Genomic DNA, 21257 nt, shown 5'->3' with positions numbered 1-21257 from the left:
AATTTCTACTCTGTAGCTGATTCCTGCTAAATTTCGGTCAGTGCAGGAAAATGGATGAGCCTGGACGTCGTAGAGGGCAGAGAGGGCGACTGCTGTCTCTTTAAGAAGCACTAAGATTGCGCTGATTGTATGGCGTATGGTCTAATGGATTTTCATCGAATGTATGGAAGTTCCATCCTATGTCTGCATATCCTTATCTGGCTCATTGGAAAGAAGAGATCAGCCGGAGTCCGAACGCGCTTTACATGACTGTGGCCGATGCTCTGGCGCTTTCCATCCGCAAGGGCGACCTTCGGGAAGGGGACAAGCTGCCACCACAGCGCACGATTGCGGAGTATCTTGGTACCAATCTGACGACAGTCACCCGTGCATTCACCGAGGCTCGGCGGCGCGGCCTGATTGATGCGACGGTTGGGCGGGGCACCTTTATTCGTGTCGGCGCGGGGGAAAGTCACTGGCGGCATACCGGTCCGGCTGTGGTCGATCTGACCATGAATCTGCCGCCCATCCCGCAGGATCCGCCGCTGCAGCGGATCATCCAGAACGATATTACGGCCATTCTGAAGCAGCAGGATCTGAACAGCCTCATGTCCTACCGCGTAACGGGTGGGACATTGGAGGAGCGTCAGCTTGGCGCGAAATGGATCGCTCCCGTCATCGGTCAGCGGCGAACAGACGAAATTCTTGTCGCACCGGGGGCCCAGAGTGCTTTGGCGGCAATCGTCAGCACGCACACCCAGCCCGGTGATGTTATTGTCACCGACCGTATTGCCTATCCTGGCATCCGGACCATAGCGGCGCAGTTCGATCTTATTCTGGTGGGGGTGGACAGCGACGTGGAAGGCATGATGCCTGACCAGCTCGACCGGGTCTGCGCTGAACACCATCCTCGGCTGCTTTACTGCATTCCGACTATTCACAATCCCACCACCGCCACGATGTCCCTGCAAAGACGAAAGGATATTCTGGCAGTTGCGCAACGTCACCATCTCCATATTGTCGAGGATGACCCTTACAGTCTGTTGATGGACGATCCGCTGCCTGCCTTGGCGGCTCTCGATCATAGTCGTGTCAGCTACGTGGCTACCCTCGCCAAAACGCTCAGTCCGGGCCTGCGTACCGCTTACGTTGCCTTACCTAATGCAGACATGGCCCGAAGGGTGACTGCCGCTATCCGAGCGATTGCTCTGACCAATGCCGGCCTGCTCAGTGCGCTTACCGCGCGGTGGATGCAGACGGAGCAGGCGCATACAATCCTGCTTGCCATCCGCAAGGAACTGCGCCTGCGCCAGTCTATCGCCCGCAAGGTTCTTGGTGAGGGGCACTGCATGAATCCCGATGGACCGCATGTCTGGCTGAAATTGCCGGACTGGTGGGGGAGTGCGGATTTTGTGGCCTATGCCCGCAGGCGTGGTCTGGCGCTGGTTCCCAGCACTGTTTTTACCATTAGTGGAGAGCCACCTCAGCGGGCACGGATTGCGCTGGGTAGCGCACCGGATTCCGCAAGCCTTGAGGAATCTCTGCAAGGAGTTCTGTCAGTCCTGCAGCACAAACGCTCTCCCGGTTTTGCCGATATTGTATGACCTGAGTGGGGGGCTGAAATCGATGGTGCACCCTGATTCTCTGGAGTGGCAGGTGCATGCTCTGAAAAACAAAAAGGCCATTAGTTCACGAATGCGTGATAAATAAAGCCCATTAAAACAGAGAGTTATGGAAACAACTTATCATTGTATGGTGATAGCCATATTTTTGTATGGCACTGCTCTCATTAAGAGGTGCCTTACGGCATAATTTGATCTGATTGTATTGTCGTTAATGAGCATACAATATTTTGCCTGTTCGTCATCCCGTGCCACGTTCGCTTCAGCAACGCGGTTAGCCCCGGTTTCTCGCCGGGACCGCAGCACACGGGAGAGATACCATGCCGAAAGTCGAACACGCTCCGCATAAAGATGGTGATTGCTTCGTCAATTATGAAAACAAGGTTTTCGAGGACGTCAAAGCCAATCCCGGAGAAAAAGCCCTCATTACTTTTCATACTGTCGCCAATGAAGGGTCTGTCGGGTTTGTAAATCTGCTCCAGGCCACGCGCCTGATCCGCAAAGGCTTTGAAACGTCAGTTCTTCTGTATGGTCCGGGTGTGACCCTCGGCGTGCAGCGTGGCTTCCCCCGTCTGGGTGACGAGGCTTTTCCGGGACACATGAACTGCAACAAGCAGATCGCGAAAATCCTTGAAGAAGGCGGAAAGGTTTATGCCTGCCGCTTCGCGCTTCAGGCCCTTTACGGCTACGGTGAGCAGAACCTGATCCCGGGTATTACGCCCATCAATCCGCAGGATGTGCTCGACATCATTCTGCTGGCGCGTCGCGATAACGCTTTCATCCTCAATACCTGGACTCTCTGAAGGCTGAAGGAAGGACCGCAAGCCATGCCTCGTATCGTTCGCGCCGCAGCCATCCAGATCAGCCCCGTCTTGGGTGACGATGGTCTGGGGACTGCCCGGAAAGTCTGTCAGGCCATCCGCGATGCCGCCGAAAAAGGTGTGAAGCTGGCGGTCTTTCCTGAAACCTTCGTGCCCTATTACCCCTATTTCTCGTTTATCCAGCCCGCTTTCCGCTTCGGCGGCGAGCATCTGGAACTCTACGAACGCGCTGTGGTCATCCCCGGTCCGGTGACTGACATGGTGGCGGAGGCCGCACGCCAGACCGGTATGGTTGTGGTGCTGGGCGTGAATGAGCGGGATTTTGGTACACTCTACAACACGCAGATTATCTTTGATGCTACGGGAGAAATCCTGCTCAAGCGCCGAAAAATTACGCCAACCTACCATGAGCGTATGGTTTGGGGGCAGGGTGACGGGGCAGGGCTAAAAGTGGTGGAGAGTGCCGCTGGCCGTATTGGCGCACTCGCCTGCTGGGAGCATTACAATCCACTGACCCGCTACGCGTTGATGACACAGCATGAGGAAATCCACTGCGCCCAGTTTCCGGGTTCTCTGGTCGGGCAGATTTTTGCCGATCAGATGGAAGTGACCATCCGGCATCACGCACTGGAATCCGGTTGCTTTGTCGTGAACGCCACGGGGTGGCTGACGGAAGACCAGATCAAGGATATTGCGCGAGACCCTGCGCTGGAAGGGCCGCTGCGTGGTGGGTGCTTCACGGCCATCGTCTCTCCCGAAGGGAAACTGCTCGGCACACCACTGACGGAAGGCGAGGGGATGGTGATTGCCGATCTTGATTTCGCCCTGATCACCAAGCGCAAGCGGATGATGGATTCCGTGGGGCATTACGCACGCCCTGAACTGCTGAGCCTGCTTCAGGACCGGCGACCGGCGCGCACGGTGCATTATGTCGGTGACCACGAGGCAGTTGACCCGACCGGTCCCTCCAATGATGAGGCCAAGCCATGACCGTCCCAACACTCGGCACGCTTTCCGGCCGTAAGCTCGTTACGGATCTCCAGTCTTTCGGGCTTCAGATCGGCGACGATATTGGCGGTATCGCCCGGAAAGGAGGAGCCGGTCCTTCCGACCACAAGACGATTACCATCGCGGGTCAGACCGTCATGGTTCCGGTCTATACGTCCGGTGCGCGGCGGTCTCCGTTTCAGGCCAGTCCGCCTGACCAGAGTGGCGCCAGCACCCTCCTGCGTGATGGTCAGACGCTGGGCACGATCCATTTCCCGGCGGCTCCGCGTTTTTACGGACTGAACACGGCAGACGGCATTCCCTATTGGAAAATTGCTCTGCTGCATGGGCGAGATACGCTGGCCACCACGGTGCATCAGACCTGCATCCGCTATGCTGATCGGCGCACGTCCTGCCAGTTCTGCGCTATTGGCCAGTCGCTAGAGGCCGATCGGACGATCGCTTACAAGACCCCGGCACAGCTTGCCGAAGTTGCCAAAGCCGCTGTGGAGCTGGATGGCGTTCGGGATATGGTGCTGACAACTGGCACCCCAAATGTGGTGGACCGGGGGGCTGCCGTGCTGGCGGAATCAGCCCGTGCTATCCGGGCGGCTGTTGATCTGCCGCTTCAGGTTCAGTGTGAGCCGCCACGGGACCCTGGCTGGTTCCAGCGCCTGCGGGATGCCGGAGCAGACAGTCTGGGCATGCATCTTGAGGCCGCCACTCAGGCTGTGCGTGAGAAGATCATGCCCGGCAAGGCCACGGTCAGCGTTGAGCGTTATATGGACGCGTTTGCCAGTGCCGTGCCCATTTTCGGGCGGGGGCAGGTCAATACCTACATTCTGGCTGGTCTTGGCGACAGTGCCGAAGACATTCTGGCGCTGGCCGAGCGGCTGATTGCGCTTGGGGTCTATCCCTTTGTGGTGCCATTTGTGCCAATCTCCGGAACTCCTCTGGAAAATCATGCGCCTCCTTCAGCTGATTTCATGAAGTCCGTTCTGGCTCCTCTTGGGCGTATGCTGCGGGAAGCGAACATGAAATCCACCGATATCCGGGCAGGATGTGGCCGGTGTGGTGCCTGTTCCTCGCTTTCGGCGTACGAACAATGAGTAAAATCTTCGAAGGCCTGGAAAACCGGCCATTCATCCCTACAGAATATGTCGTGCGTCTTGCCCGCACGCCGTGGGAGCGGGCAGGTTATCATGCACTGCGCCGCGAAGTGTTCTGCACAGAACAGCATGTTTTTGTAGAGGATGACCGCGATACAATCGACGACGTTGCCATTCCTATCATTGCGGCCTGCTGCATGGCCGGGATGCCGGACAGGGTTGTGGGCGCAGTACGCATTCATGAAGCTGAACCCGGTGTCTGGCGAGGATCTCGTCTGGCTGTGCATGCAGAGCATCGCAAGCTGGGGCGGATTGGGGCGGAACTCATCCGCATGGCGGTTAGCACGGCGCACGGGCTTGGGGCGACCCGGTTTCTGGCGCAGGTGCAGGAACAGAATGTACTGTTTTTCCGCCGCCTGTACTGGAAAAGCCTAGGCACCATAACCCTGCACGGCCTGCCGCATCATGACATGCAGGCTGACCTTTCGCGCTATCCGGCACACGGGCAGGACCAGACATGGTTGCTGCGCCCGCAGCCACGCACACGGCAGGTGGCGTGATGGTTGGGGAACTCGCCACATTGCTGCGTGCGCTCCGTAACGGTCGGGCTCTTGCCGCCAAACAGGATATTTCTGAAGCCGTCGCGGTTTTGGGGCGTGATGCCTGTGAGGGTATCCGGCTTGGCGATGACTGCGCAGCGATCCCGGATGGCGACGGGTATCTCCTGCTGGCGAGCGAGGGTTTTCAGGACAGTTTTGTCCGGTCCATGCCGTGGTTTGCTGGCTATTGCGGCGTGATGGTCAATGTCAGCGATATTGCGGCCATGGGTGGTCGCCCTGTGGCGGTGGTTGATGCGCTGTGGAGCGAGACATCGGAAGCTGCATCGTCAATCCTGATGGGCCTGCATGATGGGGCGCGGACCTACGGTGTGCCGGTTGTTGGCGGACATACCAATATGCGCAGCACCCATAATTCGCTCTCGGTGGCGATCCTTGGCCGTGCCCGTCATTTGCTGACCAGCTTTGATGCCCGACCGGGTGAGGTTCTGATCGCTGCCATCGATCTGCAGGGCCGCTGGCATGACCCGCATCCATTCTGGGACGCCAGTTCCGCCCTGTGTGGCACCGATGAAGCAGTGCGCTTGCGCGGCGATATCGAACTTCTGCCAGCGATTGCCGAGGACGGTCTGAGCCGTGTCGCCAAGGACATCAGTATGGCCGGGCTGTTGGGAACTGCCCTTATGCTGGCCGAATGTTCTGGCGTGGGTATGACCATCAGGCTTGACGACATCCCGCGTCCTGAGGGTGCACTGATGGAGCGCTGGCTGTCGGCTTTCCCCAGCTATGGCTATTTGCTGACGGCATGCCCCGAAAATGCGGGGGCCGTCATGGACCGGTTCAAAGAGCGCGGGATTGCTGCGGCTGTGATTGGTCAGGTGACGGACACGCTGCGGCTTGATGTCACATGGGATGACGAGCAGGAAACCTTCTGGGATCTCGCACGGACGCCGCTCATGGGGGTGGCGCCATGACGTTCTCCATCGGCATCCTGACGCATTCGACCAACCCGCGTGGTGGCGTGGTGCATGGTATGGCGCTGGCGGAAGCCCTGTGCGACGCCGGGCACACTGCCACTCTGATTGCGCCAGACACGACAGGGAACGGCTTCTTCCGCACGCCGCGTTGCTCCACCCGTTGCATTCCCGCTCTGCCCGAACAGGATCTGCCGACGCTGGTGGAACGCCGCATTGGTGAGATCAGGGACGCTCTGCGTGGAGAGCATTTTGATGTGCTGCATGCGCAGGACCCTATCAGCGCCAATGCGCTGGCTGATCTGATGGAAGAAGGGCGGATAGCGGGTTTTGCCCGCACCATCCACCATCTTGACCGTTTTTCCCATCCTGTCCTTGCGGCACGGCAGGAGCGGGGATTTATGGCTGCAACTGAACTGTTCACGGTCAGTGCGCTGTGGGAACGCACCCTGCGCGACGACCATAGGCGTGAAGCCCCCGTTGTAGGCAATGGCGTCGATCCGCTGCGCTTTTCGTCCGTACCAACCATGCAGGATGCGTCACTGCGGGCGCAATATCATCTGCCAGCCGACCGCCGTCTGATCCTGGCCGTAGGTGGGATTGAGCGTCGCAAAAATACCCTGCACCTTCTGGAAGCCTTTCTGTTCCTGCGCCATGAGCAGCCTGACGTGCATCTGCTTGTGGTGGGCGGCGCTTCACTGCTGGATCATTCGTCCTATCGCGCTCAGTTTACGGCACGACTGCGCGACAGCGGTGAGGCTGATCATGTCACAGTAACCGGACCGGTTGCGGATGAAGACATGCCGTCCTTCTACCGGCAGGCAGCCGTGCTGGCCTATCCGTCCGCAACGGAAGGGTTTGGCCTCTGCCCGTTGGAGGCTCTGGCGTGTGGCACGCCTGCCGTGGTGCCGGAGATTGCGCCTTTCACGGAGCATCTTTCGGGAGCGGATGCGCTGTGGTGCCGGCCGGATGATCCTAACTCTCTGCTTTTAACGTTGCGTGAGGCCCTCAGCACCCCAAGCCGCGAGCGTTTTCAGGTCAGCGGCCCAGCAACGGCGCGCCGTTTCGACTGGCGCAGCGTGGCCAGTCGGCATCTGCCCGCATATCGGCGTCTGGCGGGCCTGCCACGCGTCAAGGCCACTATTTCCGGAGCGTCATCACCATGCCCGAAATGACTTTTCGTGTGCGCTGGCCCGATGGGAAGGAGACTGATTGTTACTCCCCATCTCTGGTCATCCAGGACCACTTCACGCCCGGCCAGGATTATCCGGTCCGGGAGTTTCTTGAAAAGGCGGACGCGGCCCTGACGGAAGCTAGTGAGCGCGTGCGTGCACGCTACGGCTTTCCGTGCAGCCGTGCCCTTGGCCAGCTTCAGGCCATCCGGCAGGCCAGTGTTCCGTTCCTCACACATCCCGATGCGCAGGTGCGCGTCCTGTCTTTCAGATCCTGAGACGAAAAGAACGACCATGATACAGAACGAAAAAAGCATTCCCGTCATCATCGTAGGGGGCGGACAGGCTGGCCTGTCGATGAGCTGGTATCTCTGCCGCGAGAAAGTGGAGCACATCGTCTTTGAGGCAAAAACCGCCTGTCATTCATGGAATGATGAACGCTGGGACAATTTCTGCCTGGTCACACCGAACTGGCAATGCGAACTCCCCGGCCATCCGTATGAGGGAAAAGATCCGCACGGCTTCATGGTGAAGCAGGAAATAATAGACTATGTCAAAGGCTTTGTTAATTCGTTTAATCCGCCTTTGCACGAACACACAGCGGTTACCTCCATCACACGTCACGAAGCCGGTGGGTATCGTGTAGTGGCGGGCGGTGATACCTGGCACGCAAAGCATGTGGTCATCGCCTCGGGCGCGTATCAGGACGCGGTGATCCCCGGCTACGCGAGCGCCATTGATCGCTCAATATTTCAGGTGCACTCACAGGATTACCGTAATGCGGCCCAGTTACCGGAGGGAGCGGTTCTGGTCGTGGGGAGTGGTCAGTCAGGCGCGCAGATTGTCGAGGATCTGTTTCTCGAAAAACGCAAGGTCCATCTCTGTGTCGGCTCCGCCCCACGTGTCTCGCGTTTCTATCGTGGGCGTGACGTTGTGGATTGGCTTGCAGACATGCGTTTTTACGATCTTACGGTGGACAATCACCCTTTGCGCGACGGAGCCCGTGACAAGACCAATCACTACGTCACGGGCCGTAACGGAGGGCATGATCTTGATCTGCGCCTTTTTGCAAAGGAAGGGGTGAGTCTGCACGGCACGCTGGAGACAATCCGGGATGAGGTGGCGGCGTTCAGGCCCGATCTGAAGGAAAACCTGGATGATGCAGACAAGACGAATGCCGACATCAAGAAATCTATTGATGCGTATATTGCCCGTGAAGGGATTACGGTCCCGACGGAAGCTCCCTATGTGCCCGTGTGGGAGCCTGATGGCAGCAACACGCCGCTGGACCTGAAGGCAGCCGGGATCACATCAATCGTCTGGTGCATTGGCTTCCGCCCGAACTATCGCTGGATCGACGTGCCCGTCTTCAACGGGGCCAACAAGCCGGTCTGGCATCGGGGCGTGACGGATGCGCCGGGCTTCTACTTCCTCGGCTTGCCATGGCTGCACACATGGGGATCGGGACGGTTCTCAGGCGTTTCGCGTGATGCTGCGTGGCTGGCTGGTCAGATCACCGGCAAAGATGTGCCCGTAGCCTGAACGGAGGTAGGTGCCATGCTTCCATGGACAACATACGAGGCGATGTACGATGCGGCGCTGAATCAGCCAGAGCCGTTCTGGCTGGCTGCGGCGCAGCGTGTGACATGGAAGCAGCCGCCTGTGAAGGCATGCAGGATGCGGGAGGATGGCTGGCATGACTGGTTTCCCGATGCCACGCTCAATACCTGCCATAACGCGGTAGACCGGCATGTTGAAAATGGTCGCGGCGCGCAGGCAGCATTGATCTGGCATTCCTGCGCTACCAGAGAACATCAGGTCGTAACCTATAGGGAGTTGCAAGGCCGGGTAGCCGGATTTGCCGGTGGCCTGCGCTCGCTCGGGGTGGGGAAGGGCGATCGCGTCCTGATTGCCATGCCGACCATGGTCGAGACGGCCATCGCCATGCTGGCCTGTGCGCGGATCGGTGCCGTGCATGTCGTGGTTTTTGCCGGTTATGCCGGGCCTGAACTGGCGCGGCGGATTGATGATGTGGCTCCGAAGGTAGTCATCATCGCGAGTTGCAGCTTTCAGGGGCAGACGCCGGTGGCGTCTGCATCCGTCCTGAACGAGGCACTGGCCACAGCGACGCACAGACCACAAGCCTGCGTGATTGCGCAGCGCCAAGCCTATCCGGCCGCGCTTCTGCCGGTGCGGGATCATGATTTTCGCACATTGGAACAGTCCGCGCCAGCAGAACCGGTCATGCTGCGTTCCGAAGATCCCTTGTACGTTCTTCATACATCCGGGACGACGGGCAATGCGAAGGGTATTGTGCGGGACAACGGCGGCCATGCCGTAGCACTAGCCTTGTCCATGGAGCTGATCTATGGCTGCAAACCCGCTGATACCTTCTTCACCACATCGGATCTGGGCTGGGTTGTCGGCCATTCCTATGGGGTCTACGCGCCGCTGATCAGCGGCTGCACCAGCGTGATTGTCGAAGGCGGTGCATCTGCTTCCGCCATCCGTGCGCTCTGTCACGAACATGCGGTGAAATGCCTGTTTACCACCCCAACCCAGATGCGCCTCCTGCGGCAGGAAAGCCGTAATCTGTCCGGGCCCGTTTTACCTACGCTGGCCCGTATTTTTGTGGCCGGGGAATATGCGGACCCAACCTTGCTGGACTGGGCGCGGTCCTATTTCCGCAAACCTGTCGTTAATCACTGGTGGCAGACAGAAACCGGGTGGAGCATTACCGCCCACTTCTTTGGCTTGCCTGAGTCTGAGCCAGTCTCGCTCATGGATGATATCGGGCGGCCTGCGCCGGGATTTCAGCCGGCTATCGTGTCATCCGTGCCCAATGAACTTTGCGGTGAGATTATCCTTTCTCTGCCCATGCCGCCCGGTTGTCTGGCAGGGATATGGAAGGATAGGGAGGTCCATGTTCCCACGGCCTATCTTGATGAGACCGGCAGGTATTATCGCACCTTCGATGAAGGCATGATCAATGCAGACCGCGCCGTACATATGCTCGGGCGTTCTGACGATGTCATCAAGGTTGCAGGGCGCCGGATTTCAGGCGTGCAAATTGAAAAAATCATTGCGGCGCATCCTGCGGTTCATTCCTGTGCGGTGGTCGCGACCCCCGACGAACTGCGGGGGCAGCGGCCTGTTGCCTATGTGGTGATTGAAGCCGGGAGGGAATGTGCTCCTTCGTCCGAGGAGATTATCCGGCAGGTGAATGACGTGCTTGGCCGGTGGATTGGCCTCAGGGAAATCCGCTTCGTCAGGCAATTGCCGACCACCGTATCAGGCAAGATTACGCGGAAACGCCTGCTGGTCTCCTGATGGTATCAGTCGCATTGGGTCCTTCTTATGGCCCCGCTCAAACACTGGGGCGTGCGGCACTCTGTATGCGAGAGTGCCGTAATCGCCATCGTTCAGATGACCTGACCGCCGGAGACTTCGATCCGCTGCGCGTTCACCCAGCGATTGTCCTCAGACAGCAGCGAGGCGATCATCGGGCCGATGTCGTCTGGTAGTCCGGGGCGTCCCAGCGCGGTTGTTTCTGCAATGTGGTGGGCGACGTCCGGGTTGTCCCGCACTATGCCCCCGGAGAAATCCGTCTGGATCGCACCGGGTGCCACCGTGTTGACGGCGATGCGGCGCGCGCCAAGTTCCTTAGCCATATAATGCGTCATCACCTCTACTGCGCCCTTCATGGCTGCGTAGGTAATTCGTCCGGGGTAGGCAAAACGTGTCAGGCCGGACGAAATATTGACGATCCGGCCTCCATCCGCGATCAGCGGCAGCAACGTCTGCGTCAGGAAAAACGGACCTTTGGCATGAATCCGATAAGCGGCGTCGAAATCTTCTTCGGTCACTTCGCCAAATAGCCCCTCATGGGAGGTGCCAGCCATGTTGACCAGATAATTGAAACGCTCGGCGCCCCATGCGGCCAGCACGCGCCGAATTTCCTCGGCGAAGGCTGGAAAGGCAAGCGTATCGCCAGTATCGAGTTGCAGAGCGATCGCACGAGCTCCGCAGCGTTCGACAGTCTCGACCACCTCATCAGCCGCAGATTTGTTCGTGTGATAGGTGAAGATTGAGGGAACGCCGCGCCGGGCGAGAGCCTCAACGGTTGCGCGGCCCAGTCCACGGCTTCCGCCAGTGACGATGGCAATGGGATTCGGGGTCGTTGCAGGCATGGGACTCTCCATCTGGTGAAGGAGCAATTCTGCTCACACTGTCATCCGTTCGATAAGAGTGCTCTTTCCGTCAGCATTGTTTTGCGCAATGGAATAATCCTATGGACAGACTTGCGACACTCGACCTCTTTATCCGCATTGTAGACCGTGGCAGCTTCAGTGCCGCGGCAGCCTCTTGCGGTGTCTCCCGCCCCGTTGCGACCGCTGCGATCAAGGCATTGGAACAAAGGCTAGGGACGCGCTTACTGCACCGCTCGACGCGTCACGTTCGCCCAACCGAGGAAGGCGCAGCTTACTATCGCCGCTGCGTGGCGATCCTGGCGGACCTTGAAGATGCGGATCGTGGCGCGAGTGGTGCTGTGGCGGGTTTGTTGCGTGCTGATGTTATCGGACGTCTGGCGCGGATGCTTCTGCTGCCCGCGCTGCCCGATTTTCTGGCCCGGCATCCAGCGCTGACCGTTCATCTTGGGGAAGGTGAGCGGTTTGTCGATCTGGTGCGCGAGGGGGTGGATTGCGTTGTGCGGGCCGGAAACCTGCCGGACAGCGATATGATTGTCCGACCACTTGGGGTTATGGAGGAGGTGACGGTTGCCAGCCCGGCGTATCTGGCGCGGTATGGAACGCCAGCCTCTCCTGAGGATCTTGGGGGGCATCAGATGATCGGCTTCGTGTCCTCACGCACCGGCCAGTCCCTGCCATTGGAGTTTACGCGCGGAGATGAGGTAATTGAGGTCTCGCTTCCGGCGCGTCTGCTGGTTGGAGGTGTGGATACTTACGCTGAAGCCGCCAGACAGGGGTTCGGTCTCGTGCAGGTTCCGCGTTATGGCTTTGTGGAGGACCTCGATAGGGGCACACTGATCGAAGTCCTCCCCGATTTCCCACCTACGCCAACCCCGCTCTCAGTGCTTTATCCAAGCAACCGGCAGCTTTCTCCACGTGTGCGGGTGTTCGTGGACTGGCTGGTGGAGAGTATTGGTTCGAGGTTTCATCAAAACACCGATGAACGTCCTTATGCAGGTGCAAAGGCGAGGTAAAGCGAGATCGTTGCAATTAAGAATACGGTGGTGACGAGAACGATACGTCTGAATTTAATTGCAGCACTGGTCAGTGACTTCAAAGGCGCAGATTCGCAATCCACGTCACCGCCGCCTTCGTCTTTTATTTGAAAGAATGATTACTGAGTTTGGCATTTTTTCCGATGGATGATTTACCCATTAGCACCTCGGATCATATAGAAGAAGGAGTTTACTGGCTTACTTTTTCCGCCAGAGCAAAAGACTTTTGAAACCAGACTAATCCGCTTTCTGCTGTCTCGTCCCACTGGACATGCTCTACTGTAGCGATAACAATGCTATGCGTGGGTGTGTCGATAACCCGAGAAACACGACACTCAAAGGAGACCACGGCTCCTTCCAGTAATGGTGCGCCGGTTATACCATGTTCCCATCGTGCCAGAGCAAAGCGTTCTGCCATTGTGTATTTACGGCTGCTGAAGGCACTGCATAAATGTTCCTGTCCTTCAGCCAGCACGTTAACGGCCAGACATTGGTGGGATAGGATGTGGTCATGCGCGGAAGTGTTTCTGTTTACACACACCAAAAGGGTTGGAGGTGCGTCTGAAACGCTACACACCGCCGTTGCTGTAAAGCCATGCAGGCCAGCCGGGCCGCCTGTGGTAATCAGGGTTATGCCACTGGGTAGCCGTGACATGCCTTCGCGAAAGACGAGAGCGTCAACATGCGCTGTATGAGTGGAGGTCGGAGCTGTTTTTGTAAGAGTCATTAGAAATCAACCTGAATAGAGCCAAAATACTGACGTGGCGCACCAAGCACGACGGACTGATAATCACCCGACATAGGAAAGCCATTCTGGCCCATTGTGGAAATATAGTGCTGATTGGTGATATTATAGACATTCAAGTCCAGACTAATGCGTTTGAAAGCAGACGTGGCCGATGCATTGCCAATCAGGCTGGTAAGGTCGTAGCGCACACCGGCATTGGTCAGCCAATATGAAGGCACTTTTTCATCGCCAGTGTAGCTGAGGTTGCGTTGCCCGATAAACTGTGTGTCAGCATGGACTTCTGCATTTTGCCACCTGTAGGAAATCTGGCCTTTATACATAAAGCGGGGATAGGCAACGACCTGTTTCCCTTTGATCCCATACGTCACAACTCCGTCGGTTGTTGTTTGCGTTACATTGTCAGAGTAAGTGGCGTGATCGTAGCTGATACTGCTGCCGATTTGCAGGCCTTTGACAGGACGCAGAACAATCCCAGCATCAACCCCGTTCATTGCGACGGCGCCAACGTTGCTGATGACAGTATAGGGATTATTGGGACTGCCGCTGGATATTTTCTGAAGTCTGTTCGAAAAATCAGTGTGATAGGCGTAAACGTTACCATCAAGAATGTGAGAATGGTAACGGTACCCTATAGCGTAGTTCCAGTCTGTCTCAGACGTAATGCTGTTGCGGGAGGCATCAAAGGCGGCTTGCGTGGTCGCAAAAGGTGAGGCGCCACTATTATAACCTGAGACGGGTAGAACTTTTACGTTATTTGCAATATCAAAATAGATTTGATGTCCCGGCAGAAAGCTCCACTGTCCGCTGATATGGGGCAGGAAAGGTTTGCTGGTTGTCAGACCCGCACCTCCAGCAATGGCAGTCGTCCGTGTGTAGGGCTCCCAGTTGGCAAGCTGGCCCACGCGGGTGGTGTTTAAGACAGAACGAAAGCCAAAATGGAGTGCCACGCTATCGATTGGACGGTAGGTGTCCTGCAGATAGGCGACAAAAGTATTGGTATTGAAAACCTGCTCATATTCACGTCGGTAATCTGATGTCAGGTGCAAGCCATCAACTGGTCTTGCGGCACCGCTCAGAACATCTTCGAGCAATGGCTCATCATAAGCACGTTTATCGGCATTAAAATGGGTATTTTCATACCAAACCCCACCATTAATCTCGTTTCGGGCAATGGTGTAGGTGAGGGACGAGGTCAGCCCAAAACGTCGGGTTGTGGGAATGGTGGCCTGTTCCACAAAAGGCGCGCCGTTGGTGGACTGAATGAGCGGACTTGTCACCGTCCCGACCTCCCACGAGCGATGGCCGTAGAAGGTGCTGTTCCAGCGCAAGCGATCTGTCAGGGCCAGGTCGGCTGAAACGCCACCAAAATATTGTCGCTGGCTTCCTGCACCATCATAGAAAGAGGCGGTGTAGGGGCTTTGGAGTTTTTGGTAAGCCGCAGGAACAGCGCCGCCAGGGCGGCCATTTTGCGCCAGAGCAAGACGATAAGCCGTTTCATACCCATTAGGCGTGCCAAGCAGGTTATCAATATGATAGCCGCCATTGCGGAACATATCCATATTGTAGTCCTGATAATTTTGCATCTGCTCATCTGCGTAGTTGAAAAACGCAGTGATGCGGCTTTTTTCTCCAACGGGATGCAATAATTTGGCGTTAACCTGCTGCATGAACTGGTTTTGGCCGCCACGCCATTTGTTTGTGTCGTTACGCATATAAGACACCCAGAAGCGCGTGCCCTGTTTGTTTAAATCCCCACTGTCTGCACGCACAAATGTATGAAACATGGCGTTGCTGCCAAAGGTTTGGTTAACGGTGGCCCCTGTTTTGTGCGACGGATCTCGCGAGACAAACTGAACAGTGCCGCCAAGATTGCTGATACTGGCAGCGCCTTCAGACCCGGCAGAGGCTGAAACATCCATGCGGGTAATATTTTCAGACGAGATGGCAGCAGAAGGACTTAAGCCATTGGAGTTACTCCATTGCTGGTCCCCCAAAGGCATACCGTCCAGTGTCATGCCAATCTGGCTTTGGTCAAACCCATGCATCAGGAAAGATTGCCCCCAAAGATTTAACCCCTGGGGATCTCCTGAATTGTACATAACACCCGGCAAGGTTGTAAGCGCCTTCAGTGCGTTTGTGCCCGGCACATAATTGGCAATTGTTGCGGCTGTAACGGGGGTAACAACCCAGTTGGCCTGCCTGCGCCCCTGCACGTTGACATCTTCCACCTGTGCAATGGTTTGAGCCTTAGTGGCCGAATGGGGACGCCCTGCATGTGCGGGTTGGCGTGCCTTTTGATGCGCTACTGCGGCTTTGGTTTGGTCTTGCTGATTTGTGAGAAGAGTTTCCCGTGCTTTTGCGACAGGCGACAAAAGAGGGAAAGAGAAGGCCAGCGCTGTTGAGCTGACGAGATACACGAAAAATGTCCTGTCCACCATACGCTCCCGCCTGAGCTACACGCTCAATTACACTATAATTTATGGTGTTAAATTATTCCGATTCCATTAACACACATAAAATCGTATTATGTTTGTCTATTTCACGAGTCAATGTGAATTAAATTTCCATACGCCATTTTTATAACTTGTTTGAATCGTTTAATATGATTAAATGCGATTCGGGTTGATTGATTTACTAAAATCACTTGTCGTGAGTCGCTTCTAAAAAGCCCTGCGTCAGCATGCAGGCTTTAAAGGCTGCTTCCATAAAGGTGGGAGATGAGGGTGTTAAAACGCAATAGAACAGTTGAGCAGGACCGTGCTGCAACACTGTGGGGTGAGGCGGATTCGACCGGATACAATGCGGTTAGTCCGCAATACTCATCTCTGCTGGAAGAGATCAGAGCTCATTCCGCAAAAGCGGAAGTGGAAAGAATTCTGCCGTTTGAACAGATAGCGCAGTTAAAAGAAAGTGGTTTAACCGCGTTTACTGTCCCCAAAGAGTTTGGTGGGCTTGGTCGACCTTTGAATGAACTGTTTTCATTCATTACTGACCTTGCAACGGCAGATTCTAATGTTGCGCAGGCTTTGCGGGCTCATTTTGGGTTTATTGAACATCTCCGCTCCGAAGTGCCATCTGACTATACCAGCCGGTGGTTTGAGCGGCTGGGTAAAGGGGAGACAGCCGGAGCTGCGGCTGCGGAAAAAGGCACAGCGCGCGATGCGTTTGCGACCCGTTTTACGCGCAAGGACGGTCATTGGGTGATTAATGGGAGCAAGTTTTTCACCACGGGCTCTCTCTATGCTGATTGGCTAACGGTTACTGGCTCGAATGAGGACGGTGAGACCGTTAAGTGCCTTGCCTCACGGCATGATCCGGGGCTTGAAATTCTCGACGATTGGGATGGGGTCGGACAGAGGCTGACTGCGAGTGGCACGGCACATTTTCGAGATGTGAGCGTTGAGCATGATGAATTGCGGGTAGGCAATACGGGTTTTGCGTATTCACAGGCGTTTTTCCAGTTGTACCATTTGGCAACTGTCGCCGGTATTACCCAGGCTGCGGCGTTGGATGTGGCGCAGGCCGTTAAAAACCGCAAGCGCGGCTTTAGCCATGCAAACCATGCTCTGCCAGCACATGACCCTCAAATTCTTGAAATTGTAGGCCATGTTGCATCTGCCGCGCATGCTGCCCGTGCCATTGTACGGCATGCCGCAGATGCGCTGCAAATTGCGGCAGATAGCAAGGAAGACGAGCGCGGACCGTCTGTCATCAAAGCGGAGCTGGAAGTCTGGCAGGCGCAAGAAATTATTTTCCCCCTGACGCTTAACGCGACATCTCAACTGTTTGACACATTAGGCGGCACAGCCACCCTGCGTGGGGCGGCGCTGGACCGTTACTGGCGCAATATCCGTACAATTGGCTGTCATAACCCAAGGGTTTATCGCACACGGGTTGTGGGCGATTTTCTGGTGAATGGAGAACTCCCGCCTGAGCAGTGGCGGGTTGGAGCTGTTTAAAGCGCCGTTCGGAAAAAGCGTTATCCGGCGGCCATCGGCCTCCAGAATTCAAGGGTAAACCAATGTCATATCAGGCCAAAACGCAAGCGCCCATTATTTTAAATGCGTTTACAATGGCGACCGTTTCGCATCTTAACTATGGTTTGTGGCGGCATCCGCGTGATCAGACGTATCGCTATACCAGCGTAAAATACTGGACAGATCTGGCGCGTTCAGTCGAGCGGAGTGGGTTTGACTGTCTGTTTATTGCGGATGCGCTTGGTCAGATAGATGTTTACGGGGGCAGCCCGGAGGCATCACTGCGGCATGGCATTCAGTCCCCCCTGATAGACCCTTTGTTGCTGGTTTCTGCCATGGCTGCGGCGACCGAAAAGCTTGGCTTTGGTATTACGCTTTCCACAACATATGAGCAGCCTTATCTGGCAGCCAGAAAGTTTAGTACATTAGACCATCTGAGTAACGGACGAATTGGCTGGAATGTTGTGACCTCTCAACAAGAGAGTGCGGCCCGCAATTTAGGGTTAACGCAGCAGGTTGCGCACGATAAACGCTATGATGTTGCTGAGGAGTTTTTGGAAGTCACTTACAAACTCTGGCAAGATTCATGGGAGGATGATGCTGTTGTTCGAGAAAAAGATCTGAACGACAGCATGTATACAGACCCAGATAAAGTACATCCGATTGCGCATAACGGCACTTACTTTACCGTTCCCGACGGGCACGTCACAGAACCTAGCCCGCAGCGCGTCCCTGTTATTTTGCAGGCAGGGACATCGGCGCGAGGGTCAGACTTTGCTGCACGCCATGCAGAAGTGGTGTTTGTGGTGGGGGCTGGCGCAGAGGGTGTGCGTGGGAATGTACGCCGTATTCGGCAGCAAGCGGTCACGCATGGCCGTAAGCCGGAGAATGTAAAATTCATTACAGCCGTCGCTGTTGTGGTGGCTGAAACGGATGAAGCCGCACAGGAAAAGTTCAAGGAATACTATCAATACTATGACCCTGTAGGATCTATCATTCATTATTCTTCCATGACAGGCGTGGATTTCTCAAAAATTCCACGCGAGAGTGTTATTCGTTATCAGAAAACAGAAGCGAGCCAGTCTGTGCTGCGTCAGTTTGACCCGACCGTGAGTGGGCGGGAGTGGACCCTGGATAACGCTGCCAATCCGGCTGGAAGTTTTGGGAGGGCTCGCACTTTTATAGGCTCTGCCAGTAATGTGGCTGACCAGTTGGAACAATGGCTTGATGATACTGAAACGGACGGCATTAATCTGGTTCAGTTGATTAACCCGGAAAGCTTTGAAGACTTTGGCAGACTGGTTGTGCCGGAATTGCGCAAGCGTGGGCGTATCAGAGCCTCTGCCGGTGCAACATTGAGGGAAACTCTTTTTCCTGAAAATCAAACGGCGCGTCCGCCAGCTGATCACCCGGCTGCACGGCATGAACTGCCTGAAGCCAGACGGGCTGGATAAAGGGGAGGGAGGCATGACAAGACTGGCACAAGTTCCCGATAAAAGCCCCTTCGACTTTAGCTTCCAGTATATTGGGCTTTTACTGTTTATGATTGGAGACGGGGTCGAGGTTGGTTACCTCTCTCCTTTTCTTGTCAGGCATGATCTGACTGAGCACTTTGTTGCTCTTATCTTTACAGTTTACGGGCTTGCTGCGGCGGTTTCGGCTTGGGGRTCTGGCGTTCTGTGTGACCGTTTTGGGTGCCGCAAAGTTATTTTTGCCGGCATCTTGTTATGGGTTGTGCCTCAGGTTCTTTTTCTTGCCGTGGCCGTACCGTCCCATTCCGGGTGGCAAATACTTTTGACCTACGGCGTAAGAGGTTTTGGATACCCGTTACTGGCTTACGGTATTCTGACCTTGCTGGTCAGAGAAGTGCGGATAAGCCAGCGGGGGTTAGCTTCTGGCCTGTTCTGGTTCTGCTTTACATGCGGCCTGCCAACCCTTGGGACCGTTGTGGCCAGTTTTTCTCTGCCTGTTTTTGGAGAGTATGGCACATTCTGGGTGGCCTTTGTGGCTGTCATTTTAGGCGGTGGGCTGGCTCTTGTTCTGCGGGATAAAGAGGCAGGCGAAGGCGCTCTTCCTCCTTCTCAGGTGGCGCTCCCAGCTCCGAGCGAGCTTGTAGGTGTTATCCGTGCTCATCCCTCACTGGTCTTAACTTGCATTGTGCGAGCCATAAATTCGAGCGCAACGCATGGCATTATTGTTTTTATGCCATTTTACTTCATCAGCACACTTGGTCTTTCAAGCGCACAGTGGATGCGGTTTTTAGAAACTATTTTTGCGAGTAATATTGTCTGTAATCTCTTTTTCGGTGCCTTGAGCGACCGTGTTTCCTGGCGTGGCACGATTATGTGGGTAGGGGGCGTAGGGAGTGGTCTGGCAAGTTTATTGCTTTACTGGGTTCCTGCGCATTTCGGTCATATCTCTCCCATAGCGTTGTACGGTTCGGCGGCATTTTTCGGGCTGACTCTTGCCGGCTATGTTCCACTTTCAGCTTTGGCGCCATCTTTACTGCCCGACAGGAAAGGACTTGCCATGTCTTTTCTGAACTTTGGCGCAGGGTGCAGTGTCTGGCTCGGGCCGCTTATTGTTTATGTCTTTCAGCCGTTTGTTGGTGTTGGTGGCGTTATGGTTGTTTATGCGGCGTTGTTCGTCTTAAGCGGTTTATTGGTCTACTTTATCAAACTTCCAGAAGAACTTGATGCGGCTTCTGCTGCGCGTTCTCATCTCCCGTCTTCATTTTCTTTTGCGCGACGCTGAGAAAGGGGTTTCCTGATGTCTTCTGCTCTTGAAAAAACACGTCTGTCTGTCGAAAAAGTTGGAAGCCGCTTAGGCGCAGTTCTGCATGGTATTGATGCCAAACAGCCGCTTTCAGACGTACAGAAAGATTTTTTGCGCACAGAGCTCGTTAAAAATAAGGTGATTTTCCTTAAAAGGCAGTTCTTGGATGATGCCCAGCATGAAGCGCTCAGCCGTGTTTTTGGTGAGCCAATTTTGCATCCAACCATTGCGGCACCAAAAGGCACAAAATACACTTTTGAGCTTAAGTCCCGGCATGGGCGTTCAACAGATTCCTGGCATACAGATGTAACTTTTGTGCCGGATTACCCCAAGGCTTCCATTTTGAGGGCTCTTCATATTCCGCCTTATGGGGGCGGCACAATCTGGGCCAACACGGCCACGGCCTATGATGATTTGCCACAGCCCTTAAAAGCTCTGGCGGATACGGCATGGGGCATTCATTCCAATGATTATGATACGAACTATTATAAATTTGATGGCAAAAAAGGAGAGATTGCCGCCTTTCGTGCGGAGTTTCTTTCAAAATTATATGTGACAGAACATCCGGTCGTGCGGGTACACCCGGAAAGTGGGGAAAAAACGCTTATTCTGGGTCATTTTATTATTGGGCTGGATGGTTTCCCAACGCGTGAAGCCAATGCGCTGGTCGATATTCTGCAAGGCTACATCACTCAGGTAGAAAATACGGTCACATGGCGTTGGGAAGAAGGGGACGTTGCTATATGGGATAACCGGGCGACACAACATTACGCCCCCGCAGATTTTGACCAGCAGGCCCGGGAATTACGGCGTATAACCGTTAAGGGAGATGTGCCTGTAAGTATTGACGGACGGCAAAGCCAGTTCGTGCATAAACCGTAACGTAAGATTGTTTTAAAAGAAGATAATCTGGTCATTATATACGAGTACAGGGGGGGGCGTTGTGCCCTGCATGCTCGCTCGTAACGGGAGCATCTGGTCTCTCTTCTTTCCGATACTACGTAGAAAGCCGGAGAGATCTTTTCTGGCTGTGAAAGCCAGGATGGTAATCCCCCCATTTTTAGTGGGGCATTGAATGAGAATTCAGGCAGCTGTTTTTAGTTTCTGGGCGGGGGTTAGCCCGCTGTTCCCCATGTTGGGTCTGTCATGGTTATATGTCCAGAGCCATTGTGTTGCGACCTCCTGCACGTCCTGAATGCTTTCAAACAAATACTGCTCCAGCCATTCCTGCCGTACAGTTCTGTTGTAGCGTTCAATATAGGCATTCTGCTGCGGATTACCCGGTTGCGTA

The 21257-nt window shown here is 55.3% G+C and carries 19 protein-coding genes; 15 read left to right on the top strand and 4 right to left on the bottom strand.

What is annotated here, in order from left to right; genetic code table 11:
• Nucleotides 1-179 precede the first annotated feature (179 nt).
• From KP703_RS12300 to KP703_RS12255, 10 genes are all read left to right on the top strand, one after another.
• On the top strand, nucleotides 180-1583 hold the full coding sequence (locus KP703_RS12300; RefSeq protein WP_215755155.1) for a PLP-dependent aminotransferase family protein: 1404 nt from the start codon (nucleotides 180-182) through the stop codon (nucleotides 1581-1583).
• Between the two features lie 338 nt (nucleotides 1584-1921).
• Nucleotides 1922-2404 carry an MSMEG_0572/Sll0783 family nitrogen starvation response protein gene (locus tag KP703_RS12295; protein WP_063908307.1) on the top strand — a complete coding sequence of 161 codons (483 nt, stop codon included), beginning with the start codon at nucleotides 1922-1924 and terminating at the stop codon, nucleotides 2402-2404.
• A 24-nt stretch (nucleotides 2405-2428) separates the two neighbouring features.
• The gene (locus KP703_RS12290; protein ID WP_215755154.1) at nucleotides 2429-3412 is read left to right on the top strand and encodes a Nit6803 family nitrilase; all 984 of its coding nucleotides are present in this window, start codon (nucleotides 2429-2431) and stop codon (nucleotides 3410-3412) included.
• On the top strand, nucleotides 3409-4518 hold the full coding sequence (locus KP703_RS12285) for an MSMEG_0568 family radical SAM protein (RefSeq protein WP_215755153.1): 1110 nt from the start codon (nucleotides 3409-3411) through the stop codon (nucleotides 4516-4518). The genes KP703_RS12290 and KP703_RS12285 overlap by 4 nt, the downstream gene beginning before the upstream one ends.
• Nucleotides 4515-5078, top strand: a complete 564-nt coding sequence (locus KP703_RS12280) for an MSMEG_0567/Sll0786 family nitrogen starvation N-acetyltransferase (RefSeq protein WP_215755152.1) — start codon at nucleotides 4515-4517, stop codon at nucleotides 5076-5078. Before KP703_RS12285 ends, KP703_RS12280 begins: the two co-directional genes overlap by 4 nt.
• Entirely contained in the window at nucleotides 5075-6049 is a 975-nt protein-coding gene (locus KP703_RS12275; RefSeq protein WP_215755167.1) for a sll0787 family AIR synthase-like protein, read from the top strand. The genes KP703_RS12280 and KP703_RS12275 overlap by 4 nt, the downstream gene beginning before the upstream one ends.
• A complete protein-coding gene (locus tag KP703_RS12270) occupies nucleotides 6046-7224 on the top strand; it encodes an MSMEG_0565 family glycosyltransferase (protein ID WP_215755151.1) in 1179 nt (392 codons plus the stop codon). The genes KP703_RS12275 and KP703_RS12270 overlap by 4 nt, the downstream gene beginning before the upstream one ends.
• Entirely contained in the window at nucleotides 7212-7499 is a 288-nt protein-coding gene (locus KP703_RS12265; protein ID WP_215755150.1) for an MSMEG_0570 family nitrogen starvation response protein, read from the top strand. The genes KP703_RS12270 and KP703_RS12265 overlap by 13 nt, the downstream gene beginning before the upstream one ends.
• A gap of 16 nt (nucleotides 7500-7515) precedes the next feature.
• A complete protein-coding gene (locus tag KP703_RS12260) occupies nucleotides 7516-8763 on the top strand; it encodes an MSMEG_0569 family flavin-dependent oxidoreductase (RefSeq protein WP_215755149.1) in 1248 nt (415 codons plus the stop codon).
• 15 nt (nucleotides 8764-8778) lie between these two features.
• Nucleotides 8779-10551 (top strand): AMP-binding protein, encoded by a 1773-nt coding sequence (locus KP703_RS12255; RefSeq protein ID WP_215755148.1) that lies wholly within the window; start codon nucleotides 8779-8781, stop codon nucleotides 10549-10551.
• 92 nt (nucleotides 10552-10643) lie between these two features.
• Here KP703_RS12255 and KP703_RS12250 read toward each other — a convergent pair whose 3' ends face one another.
• A complete protein-coding gene (locus KP703_RS12250; protein ID WP_215755147.1) occupies nucleotides 10644-11411 on the bottom strand; it encodes an SDR family NAD(P)-dependent oxidoreductase in 768 nt (255 codons plus the stop codon).
• 101 nt (nucleotides 11412-11512) lie between these two features.
• Here KP703_RS12250 and KP703_RS12245 point away from each other — a divergent pair, with 101 nt between their 5' ends.
• Nucleotides 11513-12445, top strand: coding sequence for a LysR family transcriptional regulator (locus tag KP703_RS12245; protein WP_215755146.1), 933 nt, complete (start codon nucleotides 11513-11515; stop codon nucleotides 12443-12445).
• A 211-nt stretch (nucleotides 12446-12656) separates the two neighbouring features.
• On the opposite strand, the gene KP703_RS12240 is transcribed toward KP703_RS12245, so the two are convergent.
• Both KP703_RS12240 and KP703_RS12235 read right to left on the bottom strand, forming a co-directional pair.
• Nucleotides 12657-13193 (bottom strand): flavin reductase, encoded by a 537-nt coding sequence (locus KP703_RS12240; RefSeq protein ID WP_215755145.1) that lies wholly within the window; start codon nucleotides 13191-13193, stop codon nucleotides 12657-12659.
• On the bottom strand, nucleotides 13193-15631 hold the full coding sequence (locus KP703_RS12235; RefSeq protein WP_373687490.1) for a TonB-dependent receptor: 2439 nt from the start codon (nucleotides 15629-15631) through the stop codon (nucleotides 13193-13195). The genes KP703_RS12240 and KP703_RS12235 overlap by 1 nt, the downstream gene beginning before the upstream one ends.
• A 300-nt stretch (nucleotides 15632-15931) precedes the next feature.
• Between KP703_RS12235 and KP703_RS12230 the strand changes: the two genes are divergently transcribed.
• From KP703_RS12230 to KP703_RS12215, 4 genes are all read left to right on the top strand, one after another.
• Nucleotides 15932-17173 carry an acyl-CoA dehydrogenase family protein gene (locus tag KP703_RS12230; protein WP_215755144.1) on the top strand — a complete coding sequence of 414 codons (1242 nt, stop codon included), beginning with the start codon at nucleotides 15932-15934 and terminating at the stop codon, nucleotides 17171-17173.
• Nucleotides 17174-17235: 62 nt separating this feature from the next.
• Nucleotides 17236-18645, top strand: coding sequence for an LLM class flavin-dependent oxidoreductase (locus KP703_RS12225; RefSeq protein WP_215755143.1), 1410 nt, complete (start codon nucleotides 17236-17238; stop codon nucleotides 18643-18645).
• Between the two features lie 13 nt (nucleotides 18646-18658).
• Nucleotides 18659-19945 carry an MFS transporter gene (locus KP703_RS12220; protein WP_215755142.1) on the top strand — a complete coding sequence of 429 codons (1287 nt, stop codon included), beginning with the start codon at nucleotides 18659-18661 and terminating at the stop codon, nucleotides 19943-19945.
• A gap of 15 nt (nucleotides 19946-19960) precedes the next feature.
• Nucleotides 19961-20848 carry a TauD/TfdA family dioxygenase gene (locus KP703_RS12215; protein WP_215755141.1) on the top strand — a complete coding sequence of 296 codons (888 nt, stop codon included), beginning with the start codon at nucleotides 19961-19963 and terminating at the stop codon, nucleotides 20846-20848.
• Between the two features lie 201 nt (nucleotides 20849-21049).
• Here KP703_RS12215 and KP703_RS12210 read toward each other — a convergent pair.
• On the bottom strand, nucleotides 21050-21257 hold a 208-nt coding region (locus tag KP703_RS12210), incomplete at its 5' end, for an integrase core domain-containing protein (RefSeq protein ID WP_215754309.1).

The sequence above is a fragment of the Acetobacter sp. P5B1 genome (assembly GCF_018811985.1).
GTDB classification, from domain to species: domain Bacteria; phylum Pseudomonadota; class Alphaproteobacteria; order Acetobacterales; family Acetobacteraceae; genus Acetobacter; species Acetobacter cerevisiae.
The sequence above is the reverse complement of the archived record's forward strand: the minus strand, read 5'-3'. Positions and strand labels throughout refer to the sequence as shown.